Here is a 13,483-nt window from a genome sequence, read left to right as displayed (position 1 = left end):
CTTCGGCAAAAGGCGTAACGTTAAGCGCCGCATGGCGCGGCTACATGCCGGTGGAATCGGCGATCCTCGGGCTCTATGGCGTCGGCCTGCTGCTTTTTCCCCTGACATTCAGCAGCATCTGGCCATGGCCGGTCGATGCCTTCCACGCTCAGGTCTATAGCGCCATCTTCCTCGCCGGTGCGGGCGGCATATATCTTGTGTGGAGAAGCGCGCCGCGCGAGGAACTGCTGGTGCTCGGCCTGGCGCAGTTTTTGGTTGGCCTGCTTGCCATCCTTGGCCTCGTCATCACCGACGCCGCGGTGCACCGGATCGGCTGGACGGCGACCGCAACATTGGCGTGGCTCGCCCTTTTCGGCTGGATCGGCGTCAGCGGCGTCTTCAAACTGTACGTCGCCTCTCGTTACTTTGGCTCGCAATCGGCATCATAGATTGCAGAGACGGCTGGATTTTCAGGTGACGTCCGGTGCATCGTGCCCAGCCGATTGCCATAGAGCATTTCATCGTTTCAAAGGAAACGGCGAACTGCTCTATCTTTGTTCGGACGCAATTCCGGGCGGAAAACCGCTTACACTTTCCTGGAATTGCTCTAGCCGGGAACGCCATGAACAGCACGACCTCGCCATCCTCCGAGAAAATCCAGCCGCAGCTCCGACCCGTGCGGCCAAGCGATGCGGAGGCGCTTTGCACGATCTTCAACATGCCGGGCTTCCGCTGGGGCACTTTCAGGATGCCCTTCGAGAGGGTGGAGCAGGTGGAGCGGCGCATCGCCAAGTCCGGCCAGGAAACCACCTGGATCGTTGCGGAGCTGGACGGCAAGGTCGTCGGCCATGGCAGCTTGGTCGTGCAGGGTTCGCCGCGCCGTTCGCATATCGGCGAGATCAACATCGGCGTCGACGATGCCTTTGTCGGCAAGGGCATTGGCTCTGCCATACTTGGCGCGCTGCTTGACGTGGCCGACAACTGGCGGGCCCTGAAACGGGTCGAATTGACGGTCTATGCCGACAACGAACCGGCCATCCGTCTCTACACCAGCCACGGTTTCGAGGTCGAAGGTCGGCATGTGAAGGCCGGCTTTACCGACGGGCAGTACCACGACCTGCTGAGCATGGCCCGGCTGCGATTCTAGGATCCGCTGTATGGTCTTAACTGTCTGGTCTCCCTTGGCGTTTGCACCGCAAGCGGCTAGACGGGACCAATGACCGCCGTCTTTGATCCACCCCCTACGCCCCCGGCGGAAATTCTGGCGGTGCTTTCGCTGCTCTGCCCGGAAGTGGTGCGTGACATCGAGCAGAACTGGAATTCACAGGTTTCCGATTACGCCCGCCATCTGTGGCGGCCGGTGGCAAGGCCTGCATCAGGCCCGGCGATCGCTGCCCGCTCGATCCTGCGCGAAGTCCTGCATCAGCGCCTCAGTGTGATTGTGCAGCCTGAGGAGATCGGCAAGGCCCTCGAAGAGTTCGAGCACAGACCGGTGATTCAGTCCGGCCTGCATTGCCTGCTTCTGATGGACCGGATCACCTTCGATGCCCTCCTGCTTGCCTGGCTCGGCGCGGTCGAAAGCGGGCTGTCGGCCTTCTTCGCTTTCATGGGAACGACGATGACCATGGAGACAATTGGCCGGGAGGGGCCGGGCTGGCTCGATGTCGGCAACGACAAGGTCAACCTGTTTGGCATGGGCCGCCACAAACTGTGCCGCAAAAGCGCTTGCGCGGCCGGTCCCGTCTCCCTCAACAAGCGTGCGCTCGAAGCAGTCGGTGATGAAACCGATGCCAGCCGCTGGCTGGGCACGCTGCTTGCCAGCCAAAACAAGGTGTTTGGAACCGCTGCCGATGCGCTGACAGCCCTCAACGAGGATCTGGTCACCAATTGGGATCGTTCCGGCATGGCCCTGCCGGTTTTCATCGATGATCGGCTCGCCGCGGTAGCAGTAGCGCGGCATCTGGAAGATGACGGCAGCCTTCTTTCCAGGCTGCTCATCGAGCCCGCAAGACGCCAGCGCCTCGAGCATGCCTTGCAAGAGGCCGCATCAGGACCATTCGGCAGATTCCTGCCCAATGCCACGGACTATTTCTGGGGTATCCGCGAGCAGCGAGTACGCAAGCTCGTGCTGAAGAACGGGCACCTGATCGAGCCTGACAGGCCGCATGGTCTTTCCATCCCGTTCGAGCGGCCGCAGCTTGGGCAGGCGCTGCTGGATGGCGTGCTGCTGCCGAACTTGTTCCTGATGTTCCTCGCCCTTGCCATATTGCCGCGGGTGCGGGTCGTGGGCGGCCTGAGGCAGATCGGCTATGTAGCGCTTTTCCACTCGATCCTGCTGGCTGCGCTAGACGAAAACGTGCCGCAAGAGCGCGATCTGGCTGCGGAGCTGCAGGTACGGGAAAATGCCTGGGGCACTCGGGTCATTGATGAGAAGACCTCGGTCCGCGAGCAGCTTGCCGGCTTGCCGGAGGGGGCGCTCTTCCCGGACTTGCTTCGGCAATACCGATTGCGGACATTTGCCGAGACGACCGAAGACCTGAAACTGGTTCGTGAAAACGCCCGATGGCGCAAGATCGGCCAGGCAGGAATCAAGGCGACCTGAGCCTCTCACGTCAGGCCCTATTTCAGGGGGATGTTCTGGTGCGCAACCGCAAGCGAGGGCGGCGTCTGATCCAGTCGCATCATTCGAGCACCGCCTCGACAATGGCAACAAAGTCATCGAGCGAGCGATCCCCGCGAACCTCGATGCGCGGAAGGTCGATGGGATCGCAATCGAGGTCCGCCGGCCCGTGTCTACCGCCGAAGCCGATCCGATAGCCGCACTCCCTGGCCAGCCGGCCAAGCCTTCGGTCGGTGACAGAGAAGGGCGCCGCGAACGCCGTGGTTGGCCGACCGATCCACCGTTCGATGACCATACGAGAGCGCAGGAGCTCGGCGGCCAGGCCAGAACTCGACAGACCATCGATGGCGCGATGCGTCGCCAGATGGCTTCCGAAGAACGCACCTTCGGCGGAGAGGCGTCGCACCGTCCCGGCGTCCATAAGCTGCGTCGGCGGGCCGATCTCGGCGTCCCAGCGTGCGCTTTCACCCACCAGGTCCGTCACCAGGAACACTTCCGCGGTCAGGTCGTTCGCGCGCAAGGTCGGCCAGGCATGGTCGGCAAAGTTCTGGAAGCCGTCATCGAAGGTGATGAGCACCGGGCGGCCAACGAAAGGGCTGCGGTTGGCGATGAACCCTTCCAACTGCTCGGAATTAATCGCGTGAAAGCCATTGGCGCGCAGCCATCTCATCTGGCTGGCGAATGCGGTGGGCGTGAGCCGAAAGCGGGCGAGCGCGGCCGGACCATCGTCGGAGACGCTGTGATACATGAGGACAGGGATACGCTGCCGCCGCTCGTTACGCGCGACGTCGCGGCGCAAGGCCCGCGCCCCGCCCCAGACGATATTTCGCGCGACGCTGATTTCGATAGGCGCGCGGATTGGCACATAATCGATCACCGGTTCCGTCGCCACATCGTCCGGCGACAGCCGGCGGAAGCGGTCAATACGGTAGAGCTCGGTCTGGATCGATTGCTCGAGCACGAGACCTTCGGTCGCTGCCAGCGTCTCCGAGATCGCTTTTGCACCGAATGTGTTCCAGTCGAAGCCCGTCCTTTCAACATTGTCACGCAGCACGAATGCGTGCGCGCTGATGAAACTGCCGCCAGGCGCCAATGCTTCGGCGAATTTTTTGGCGATGCGCCGCAGCTCGGCGAGATCATCCAGATAGTAGAGCACTTCCGAACAGAAGATCAGATCCATCCCACCCGGCAGCGTGTCGGCAGCGAAATCCAGTACGCCGAACTCAACATTCGGCTGATCGCTGCATCGCGCGCCCGCCCGCTCGATGGCTATGGCGGAGATGTCAGTTGCGGTCAAACGGCCCACACGCGGCGCCAGCTGCCGCGTGAAGTGGCCCTCCGCGCAGGCCAGCTCAAGCGCCCGTCCGATGGGACCGGCAGGAAGGATTTCGAGCTGCCGCTCATATTTTTCCTGCTCATAGCGCGAACCGTAGCTCCAGGGATCCTCGGTCGCGAAATAGCTATTCCAGAACGCCGTGCGATCACTCCTATCCGTGGTCCGTGCTCGGCGCGGCGTTGCAGGAGGTTCTGCGGGTTCGGCGCTCGACCGAACCAGCTCCAGCGCTTCCGCGGCCAATTGCGCGAGTTTGCCGAAGTGGCTGTCCGGATCAGACCGGCGTTCCGCTGTGGATAATGCCTCGGCACTGTCTGAAAGCCGGTCAGGGGGCAGGATGTCCAGGATCAATTCGATCCAATGATCCGTTGTCACTGTTCCGAGTACGCCGAACTGCACGACAGCGTCGATCTGGCCATCCATGATCAGATGGGCATAGATTTGATCGGTTCCTTCCGGCAGTTCGGTCGAGGTCGGATTTCGAGCGTCGACGCGAAGTCCAAGTGTCCGCGCCAGACTGCGCGGCGCGGCAAGATCGTCGGCCTCGAGAAGCATCTGCTCAAGGTGATACTGGACGCGGCGAGCCGCAGCGGCATTGTCCCAGACCTTGCCGAGTCCGATAATCAACTCAGTAATAGCGCCGCCGAATCTGTCCCACCTGGCAGCCAATTGCGCCGGCACCGACAGGCTCCCTACCATAAGGCCATCGACGGCCACCCTGGCGATCTCACGCGCCCACTTACGTGCTACCGGAAGCGCGCGCAGGGACTGCGGGTCGATCGGCCGCGAGCCGCGGCCGCAATCCGACGCGGTGTTCCACAACGCGAACCATGCGAGGGCTTCGGAGGCGGAGCAGCCGTTCGCTTCTATCGCACCATTGGCGTGAGCCGCTGCCGGGTCTTTGACCCTGGAATCAGGAGAAAAGCCGCGGGCGATCACGATTCCCGCATCTGCCAGCATCTGCGTCGAATCGCGGGAGAGCGAGTTGGGGCTGATCCGATAGAAAGCGAGCGGCTCGTCGACCATTACCCAATTTTTGCCCAGGCGTGCGAGGCGCTGCCACAGATCCCAGTCCTCGCAGGTGCGCAGCGACACATCGAAACCGCCCAACTCGACAATTGTCTCCCGGTTGACCAGCAGCGCGTGAGTACAGACGGCACACTGGCGGGCGAATGTTTCGAAGGGCTGGATCGCGACCTCGGTTGAGATGCTCGACGGGGTGAGTTCGCCATCGGGCATCACACGCCGAGAACCGCAATAGACGGCCGCCGCATCGGCAGCGGTTTCCAGTGCGGCCAGCATTTTCGCAAGGAAGCTGGCATCCACCCAATCGTCCGCATCCAGAAACATGAGCCAGTGGCCGCGCGCTGTCGAAATCCCGCTATTGCGCGCGGCGGCGGCGCTATACGCGCACGACCTCAACGTCCGAAATCGGGCATCGCGCTGCACATAGCCGGCGATGATCGAGGGGGTGCGGTCTGTGGAGGCGTCGTCGACGATGATCGCCTCCCAATCCGCCATTTGCTGATCGAGAAGGCAATCGAGCGCGCGCGCCAGCGTCGCCTCCGCGTTGTGCGCAGGCACCACGATTGAAACCAAGGGGTTATGCGCCACGCCGTCTTACCCGCGCCTGGTTCGAGGGGAGAACAAGGGTTCCGAAACGTAGCCGGCGATTTCCTGGTTCATCGAGCTTTGGTTTTCTTCGGCAAGAGTCGGCTGTCAAAAACGGATGATGGCATCGGATGGCAGTACTGCTCTGTCAAGATCGGCGCGATCCAGAAACAGGCAAAAAGGATCGACCGCAGCTCAAGGCCCGCCCGCTGACTCACCCTGTCATTGCACGATACCGGCTTTGCGGAGCCCGTCCACCGCGACTTCGAAATCGGCAGGGTTCTTGTAGGGCAAGACTTTGCGACGGTATTCCAGCGAATAGTCGGGATTGACGCGAAGCACCTCCTCCCATGCCGCGCGGGCCTCGGCGAAACGGCCCAGATGGCCGTAGCAGGCGGCTAGAAGCGCGCGCGAGACGTCGGTGACGGCGTTGCGAGCCAGCCGTTGCATCAAAAGGTCAACGGCCTCTTCGTACCTCCCTAATTGAAACTGGGCCAAAGCCTGGAAGTGCAGAAGCACGTCCGGAAAGTAGGGATTCAAGGTCTTCCCCCGGGCGAAACTCTCGAGGGCCTCCTCGGATCTGCCCGAATAGTACAGCGCCTCGCCGAGGATGACGTGCCCTTCGGCGAAGTTCGGATTGAGGACGATCGCGCGCTCGGCCTCGTTGATGGCGCCGTCGTGTCGTCGAGTGTACAGCTTGGTGATAGCCAGCGCCCAGTGCGCCCAGGGATTGCTGCCATCCAGCGTTACCGCATGCGTTGCGACCTCTTCCGCTTGCGCCATCGATTCCGACGGCGACGCACTCCACCTGTTCAGGTAATCGAGTCCGTGCGTGAGGGCGAGGAAAGCGTGAGCAGAGGCAAACGTCGGGTCCAGTTCGATGGCACGTTGCAGGAGGTCGCGGGCTGCGATGTTCGTCTCCCTCGTCAGCCGGTGCCACAGTTCCCGGCCCCGCAGGAAATAGTCATACGCCTCCGTGTCGCGCGAGTGCTCGGGCGCCAGCCGCTGACGGTCACCGTCAGTCAGATTGAGCGCCAGCGCACCGACGATCTGCTGCGTCACGTCGTCCTGCACGGCGAATATGTCGGTCAGGTCGCGGTCGAACCGCTCCGCCCAAAGATGGCCGCCCGTAGTTGCATCGATGAGCTGTGCGGTGATGCGCACCCTGTTCCCCGACTTGCGTACGCTGCCCTCAAGCACATGCCGCACGCCGAGCTTCGCGCCCACCTCCTGCACACGGACGTTCTGGCCCTTGAAGGTGAACGACGAATTGCGGGCGATGACGAAGAGCTGCGACAGTTTGGACAGCGCCGTGATGATGTCTTCAGATATGCCATCGGCGAAGTAGTCCTGTTCGGTGTCCCCGCTCATGTTGGCGAACGGCAGGACGGCGATCGACAGCTTCGGCGGCGCTGCCGTCGTCGGCCGGCTCGTCGCGGTTTCCGAGGCCGCGGCCGCCTTGGTCGCGGCGCTGCCGACTTGCAGCGAATAGACCCTGATCGGCTCGGCGATGTTCTTGAGCTGCGTGCTCCCGAGATCGCTGACCGAGAGGTCGAGCCTCGCCTTGACCTGGCGATAGGCATCCTCGGACAGGCAGATAGCGCCGGGCGACGCGACGCCCTCCAAACGCGAGGCGATGTTGACGCCGTCGCCCATCAGGTCGCCGTCACTTTCTTCCACCACATCCCCCAGATGGATGCCGATCCTGAACTCGATGCGACGGTCCTGCGGCACGCCGGCATTGCGCTCAACCATACCATTTTGAACCTCAACGGCGCAGCGCACGGCATCCACCACACTGCGGAACTCAACCAGCGCCCCATCCCCGGTGCGCTTGATCACCCGCCCGTTGTGCACTGCGATGGTGGGATCGATCAGGTCGCTGCGCAGGGTCCGCAATCTTGCCAAAGTAAGATCTTCGTCCGCGCTCGCGAGCCGGCTATATCCGACCACATCTGCAGCCAGGATTGCCGCTAGCTTACGATTCGCGCTCATGGTCCGTCTCCTCATCTCCACGATAGCAGGAAGAAGGAGGGCAAGAGGGAACTTTCGCAAACGATGGGTACCCAGCGGTCCGGATCGGCAGCGCTCTGCCACAGGGTCCACACGGGTCGCTCGACGCCCATTTGCGCTGCCGCTTGCTGGTCGACGGCTATCGGTTCATGCTTGTGAATACCGCGACCGTGAAGCGCTATGCGAGATCACGCCGTCACGGCCGCAAGTGAGGTCTTGCTCCATGGAGTGCTCAGGCTGCGGTTTCGAGGTTGAGGGCGGTTTCGCTTTCTGTCCGAAGTGTGGCAGGCGCCAGCCCGTGCCATGCGCCGGTTGCGGCTACTTCTGCGCACCTGATTTCGAGTTCTGTCCGAAATGTGGGGCAAGCCTCGGCGCGCCGGCAAAGGCCGTTGAACCGCCTGCTCCGACACCAAGCCGGACGATTGAGCCGCCTTCTCGAACTCCGTCGCTGCTTGCGAACATCGAGAGCGAAGAACGGCTGCATCCCGTCTCTGACGCCGATCGCCGGACGGTAACGGTCCTGTTCGCCGACCTTTGCGGCTTCACGACACTCAGCGAGCAGCTCGACCCCGAGGTCATGCAAACGCTGCAGAACGAACTGTTCAAGGAATTGACAGCGGCCGTGCGAAACTTTGGTGGTTTCGTGGACAAATTCATCGGCGATGCACTGCTCGCTTTGTTCGGTGCACCGGTCGCGCACGAGGACGATCCGGAACGTGCGCTCCGCGCCGCTCTCGACATGATCGCCCGGACGGCACGGCTCGGCGAACGCACCTCCCACTCCGGCTCGCCTCTGTTACTCCACATCGGCATAAACACCGGTCCGGTCGTTACTGGAGGATTGGGCATCGGCGCCGCCAAATCCTATTCGGTGACCGGAGACACAGTGAATACGGCGCAACGCCTGCAATCGCTGGCCGCACCGGGTGAGGTGCTGGTCGGCGAGCTCACTCACAGGCTGACCCGGCATGCCTTCTCTTACGAGTCGCTGGGGGATGTCGTGCTTCGCGGCAAGGCTGGCAGTGTGCTCGTCCATCGACTGGATGCACCGCTTACGGCGCCGCGTGCGGCGCGCGGGCTCGAGGTGCTCGGCCTCAGTGCGCCGATAATAGGTCGCGGTGCGGAGCTGAATAGAATGCTGGCGAGCCTCGACCAGGCGTGCGGCGGCTCGGCCCAACTTGTCCGCCTCGTCGGAGAAGCCGGTATCGGGAAATCGCGGCTGGTGAAGGAGTTCGTCGCCCGCGTCGGCGACGAGGATCGTTTTCGCAACGTCGCCGTGCGGCAGGCCACTTGCTCACCGCTGGGCGAACAATCATTTGGCGCCTTGGGCGCAGTGGTGCGCAGCGCTGCCGGGATGATGCAAAACGACAGCGGGGACGAAATGCGGGGCAAGCTCGCGGGCTTGCTTACCGATCTCGGCCTGCAGGGCGAGGAGGCGAAGCGGCTGATGCCTTTGCTCTACCATGTGCTTGGCCTTGGCGACCCCGATGCCACCCTGCAGCATGTCGAGCCCGAGCAGTTGCGGCGGCAAATTCTCTACGCGGTCCGCACCATCATCGAACGGCGGCTTGCGTTGTCGCCGCTGTTGATTGTCGTCGAGGACCTGCACTGGGCCGACGCCGCGTCGCTCGAGGCACTGCGTTTCGTGATGGACAGGTTGGAACGTACGCGGTTGATGTTGCTGGTCACGCATCGTCCGGCGCCGGACAACGACCAGCTCGACTCAAGTCGGGTCAGTCACACAGCGCTCCGGCTTTCGCCGCTCAACAGTAGTGACGGACGCAGCCTGCTGGCGGCGCTTTTCGGCGAGAGCTGGGTAAGCTCCGCAGGCGGGCTTGTCGACCAGATCCTCGAGCGCGCGGGCGGCAACCCGCTTTTTGTCGAGGAGATCGTTCGCGGCCTTATCGATGGCGGTGTCCTGATGCGCGAGGGCCAGCGATGGCGGACCGTGGCAGGCGAAGTCGCAACCGGCATTCCCGCCACTATCCAGGCAATGTTGCTTGCCCGCGTCGACCGGCTGCCCCCGGAGGTGCGCCGGTTGGCCCAGGAAGCCGCGGTAATCGGCCCGCGCTTCGATGCCACACTTCTGAAAGCGGTGACAGCCGACCCCGGCCGGCTGGAGGCAGGCTGCGAATTGCTTTGCGATGCGGAAATCATCGAGGAGGTTGCAGGATCAGGCTCGGTCTCGTCGCAAAGCTACCGCTTTACGCAAACATTGCTGCAGGACGTGATCTACCAGAACCTGCTCCTGCAACGCCGGACCGATATCCATGGGCGGGTCGGTACCGCCTTGGAGCAACTGTGCGGCGACAAGCCGGAACGGCTCGAGGATTTGACCGCGCTCGGTCATCATTTCGCACAGAGCGCCGAGCGGGAGAGGGGGGCGCATTACCTGCAGGCGGCGGGCGATCGCGCTCGCATGATATACGCCAACGACGACGCGCTTCGTCTCTACGAGCGAGCACTGACTGCGTTGGCGATCGGGCAAACACCGCTCAAACTGGCAATTCAAGAGCGCATTGCCGATTTGAGCGGCCCGCTAGGCCGCCGCGAAATCGCGCACCGCCACTACGAGACGGTCTTGCAGGCATACCGCGAATCCACCGATCGTGTCGCTTCGGCGCGCGTTTTGCGCAAGATCGGGCGGCTGTTCTGGGATGTCGGCAAGCGGGACAACGCGGAATCCCGCTATGCTGAAGCGGCAGCGCTCCTCGATGGAGCTGATGCCCCGATCGAGCAGGCGCATCTCTGGCAAGAACGTGGCCGACAGGCGTTCCGTAGCGGAGATCACGCTCTCGCCGCAAAATGGGCGGACGCGGCGCTGGATTGCGTAAGCACTCTGACAACGGAGCATGTTTCCGAAGGAGGGGCTGATGCCACTCTCGTGACCGCCGAGGCACTTAATACCAAGGCTGTTGCGCTGGCTCGCCTTGGACGAAACCGCGAAGCCGTTGGCCTGGTTGAACGTAGCATTGAATTGGCCGAAGCCGCCGGTCTACCCGGCGCGGCGTGCCGCGGCTACACCAATCTCGGCGTGCTTTACACGACCATCGATCCCGCAAAGGCAATCGAGGTCTGTCGGCGCGGTCTTGAAGTGGCGCGCCATATTGGTGATTTGGGTTTCCAGGCGCGCCTCCTCGCCAATCTCGCGGTTGCTTGCTGCACTTTCACGGATCGCTGTCCAACGGAGGGCGTGCCTGCTGCCGAGAAGGCCATCGAGATCGACCGGGCGCTCGACCAGCGCGAGCACCTGCCGGTGCCGTTAATCGTGCTTGGGCAGATCCACCAGTGCAATGGCCGTCCGGAACTGGCGGTTGGGTTGTTCCACGAAGCACTGGACGTAGCCCGCGAAACGGGCGAGCCCCAACTGCTGTTTCCGTGCTATGATGGTCTTGCAACGCTTAGTCTCGACCTCGACAATCTGGCCGAGGCCGAACGCTACTTTTCCCTGGCGCAGGGCATATGCGCCCAGCACGGGCTCGACCCGGAAGCGCTTGTGGTGCTGCCTTTTCTCGACTAGCCGGGGTGGGAGGTTGGAAATGTCCGCGCGTATTGACTTGATACCGCTTCAGCCGGGCGACCGAGCGCCGAACCTGGTACTCGACGCCATTACCCAGGAAGGCAAGATCGCGCTTGACGACTTTCGCGGACAAAAACCGGTGTTGGTCGGCCTGTTTCGAGGTCTGCACTGTGCGTTTTGCCGGCGCCATATTGCCGCCCAGGCGCGGCTTGATCCGGAGCTGCGCGAAAAGGGTGTGGGGAGCCTGACGGTGGTCAATACGCCGATCGAGCGGGCGCGTCTCTATTTCCGCTACCACCCGATGCCGAATCTGCTTGCGGCCTCCGACCCTGAACGCGCTTCACATCGTGCTTTTGGATTGCCCAATCTCGAATTCACCCAAGACGAGACGAACTGGCCGTACAAGGTCTCGATGGCAGCGGTAAAGGATATGAGGATCGACATACCAGGCGAGTTGCCCGGTCCCATGGATCCTATCGCAGCCGGCGAAATCCTTGGCAAAAAGGACCACTACGAAATGACCGAAGCCGACGAGCAGATGATGGCAACGGGACACGGACAACTGGTCGGTCAGTTCCTGCTGGATCGCCAGGGGATCGTCCGCTGGAGCTTCACGGAGGTTCCAGAGGGCGGGCGATACATGTTTGCGGCGCCAAGCCCCCAGGAGCTGATGTCAGCCGTGTCGCAGGTCGCCCAATAGATTTGTAGATGGCTCCGTATCGTGGGGTCGCTGCCACAGCACCCCTTCCAATCGTCAGCATGCCGTCAATGGCGGCGGGAGCCATTCCACACCATCCGATCGCAGAAAAGACTGCAATGAACCAGTTGAGGCGTCAAAGAGGGGGAGGGGTCACCCTATTGCTCATGACACAGCTTTCAAATCACTCTTCGTCCTGGTTGTTGGGTTCGCCAGGACCATATGAGAGGGTACGATGGAAACGGATTGGCGAACAATCCGCTAACGTATTGATTTCATATAGAAAACGTTGACACACCGGGCCCACCATTCCAAGGTTTCTATTTCGCAGGGTCGATCTGCTCTCGCCGTGGTGCGGTTTCCGGTACGCTCTCCCAGCCGCTTAAGAGCCGGAGTCTACGCAATGGTGACAAGCAAAAAAATTCTGTCGTCGATGGCGCATTCACGACATCCGGTGCGCGACACGGACGTTAGTCACAGTGAACATGTCTGAACATCCGATCAAGCGCTCGCTCGTCTTCTTTCTGGTGCCGGATTTCACCATGGTCGCCTTTGCGACTGCGCTGGAGCCGATCCGCATCGCCAACCGGATGCTCGGCTACGAAGCCTATAAGTGGCGGCTGGCTAGTATCGACGGGCGGCCCGTGCCCGCTTCGAGCGGCGTGCTGTGTGCGGTCAACACCTCGTTGCAGGACGAGCGGCGGATGCTGGCTGGCCCCGACAGGCCATCGATGGTCATCGTCTGCACCGGCATCAACGTCGAGCGTTATTCGAACAAATCTGCCTTGGCCTGGTTGCGCGAGGAACATGCTCGCGGCGTTGCGATCGGCGGCCTCTGCACCGGCGCCCATGTGCTGGCGGCTGCCGGGTTGCTCGCCGGCAAACGCTGCGCCATCCATTGGGAAAACCTGCCAGGCTTCGCCGAGGCATTTCCGAACGCGCATGTGTTTGCCGACCTCTTTGAGGTCGATCACGACATCTACACATGCGCCGGCGGCACGGCCGCTCTTGACATGATGTTGAAGCTGATCGGCGATGATTTTGATGAATCCCTGGTCAGTCGCGTCTGTGAGCAGGTGCTGACCGATCGGGTGCGCGGCGCAAGCGATGGCCAGCGACTGCCTTTGCGAGCGCGGCTCGGCATTCAGAATTCGAAAGTGCTGACCATAATCGAACTGATGGACGCTACCCGTCCGACCCAATATCCGTGGGCGATATTGCCAAGCAAGTCGGACTGTCGCGACGGCAGATCGAGCGTCTTTTCCGCGATGAGATGGGGCGCTCGCCCGCCCGTTATTATTTGGAGATACGCCTCGAGCGTGCACGACATATGCTGATCCAGTCATCCGTGCCGATAGTCGAGGTGGCCACCGCATGCGGCTTCATTTCAGCGTCGCATTTTTCCAAATGCTACCGCGAACTCTACGCCCAAACGCCGCAGCAGGAACGATTGGAGAGGAAATACCCCGCCGCCTCATAGGCGTCATCAATTTTGTCGCTTCCACGACTGGTTCGGCCAGGTAGCCGGGCGAGCGTCTACTGGCGCCGCGCTTGGACAGCGACCAATCCGACTGGCTCGACATAGGATTTCGCAGAGCGCCGCAGCATGGCCTGCCTTTGCCCGGGTAGGCTCTTCCCTACCCGGGATCTACCGGTTCCCCACCGACCCGCCAGATTCCTCCCATCCTTCCCTGCCCACCCTTTCTACCC

At 62.2% G+C, this 13,483-nt stretch carries 6 protein-coding genes and 2 pseudogenes; 6 read left to right on the top strand and 2 right to left on the bottom strand.

The annotated features are described in order from the left end of the window. The 3 genes and pseudogenes from EN745_RS16865 to EN745_RS16855 form a co-directional block, all read left to right on the top strand. A pseudogene (locus EN745_RS16865) lies at window positions 1-428 on the top strand (hypothetical protein); the annotation flags it as partial. Window positions 429-601: 173 nt separating this feature from the next. Then, the gene (locus tag EN745_RS16860) at window positions 602-1,126 is read left to right on the top strand and encodes a GNAT family N-acetyltransferase (protein ID WP_126058890.1); all 525 of its coding nucleotides are present in this window, start codon (window positions 602-604) and stop codon (window positions 1,124-1,126) included. Window positions 1,127-1,195: 69 nt separating this feature from the next. After that, window positions 1,196-2,581 (top strand): hypothetical protein, encoded by a 1,386-nt coding sequence (locus EN745_RS16855; RefSeq protein WP_127421802.1) that lies wholly within the window; start codon window positions 1,196-1,198, stop codon window positions 2,579-2,581. A 79-nt stretch (window positions 2,582-2,660) separates the two neighbouring features. Here the strand turns inward: EN745_RS16855 and EN745_RS16850 are convergent, their stop codons facing one another. Next, a complete protein-coding gene (locus EN745_RS16850; RefSeq protein WP_127421801.1) occupies window positions 2,661-5,546 on the bottom strand; it encodes a trifunctional glycosyltransferase/class I SAM-dependent methyltransferase/polysaccharide deacetylase in 2,886 nt (961 codons plus the stop codon). Window positions 5,547-5,765: 219 nt separating this feature from the next. Beyond that, a complete protein-coding gene (locus EN745_RS16845) occupies window positions 5,766-7,538 on the bottom strand; it encodes an adenylate/guanylate cyclase domain-containing protein (RefSeq protein ID WP_127421800.1) in 1,773 nt (590 codons plus the stop codon). A gap of 241 nt (window positions 7,539-7,779) precedes the next feature. Here EN745_RS16845 and EN745_RS16840 point away from each other — a divergent pair, with 241 nt between their 5' ends. The 3 genes and pseudogenes from EN745_RS16840 (at window position 7,780) to EN745_RS37640 (ending at window position 13,253) form a co-directional block, all read left to right on the top strand. Further along, complete coding sequence (locus EN745_RS16840; RefSeq protein ID WP_189363071.1) at window positions 7,780-11,076, top strand: adenylate/guanylate cyclase domain-containing protein; 3,297 nt, start codon at window positions 7,780-7,782, stop codon at window positions 11,074-11,076. Between the two features lie 19 nt (window positions 11,077-11,095). Then, window positions 11,096-11,776: a redoxin domain-containing protein gene (locus EN745_RS16835; RefSeq protein ID WP_127421799.1), complete on the top strand. Its 681-nt coding sequence runs from the start codon at window positions 11,096-11,098 to the stop codon at window positions 11,774-11,776. A gap of 482 nt (window positions 11,777-12,258) precedes the next feature. Continuing rightward, window positions 12,259-13,253, top strand: a pseudogene (locus tag EN745_RS37640) (GlxA family transcriptional regulator). The last annotated feature ends 230 nt before the right edge of the window (window positions 13,254-13,483 follow it).

Source organism: Mesorhizobium sp. M4A.F.Ca.ET.022.05.2.1 (assembly GCF_003998845.1).
Classification (GTDB): Bacteria; Pseudomonadota; Alphaproteobacteria; order Rhizobiales; family Rhizobiaceae; genus Mesorhizobium.
Note: the sequence above shows the minus strand (reverse complement) of the source record. Positions and strands in the feature narration are given on the sequence as shown.

Excerpts from the sequence above, each read along its gene's own strand:
- EN745_RS16860 (WP_126058890.1), top strand. The coding sequence starts at position 602 with ATGAACAGCACGACCTCGCCATCCTCCGAGAAAATCCAGCCGCAGCTC.
- EN745_RS16845 (WP_127421800.1), bottom strand. The coding sequence starts at position 7,538 with ATGAGCGCGAATCGTAAGCTAGCGGCAATCCTGGCTGCAGATGTGGTC.
- EN745_RS16835 (WP_127421799.1), top strand. The coding sequence starts at position 11,096 with ATGTCCGCGCGTATTGACTTGATACCGCTTCAGCCGGGCGACCGAGCG.
- EN745_RS16855 (WP_127421802.1), top strand. The coding sequence starts at position 1,196 with ATGACCGCCGTCTTTGATCCACCCCCTACGCCCCCGGCGGAAATTCTG.
- EN745_RS16840 (WP_189363071.1), top strand. The coding sequence starts at position 7,780 with ATGGAGTGCTCAGGCTGCGGTTTCGAGGTTGAGGGCGGTTTCGCTTTC.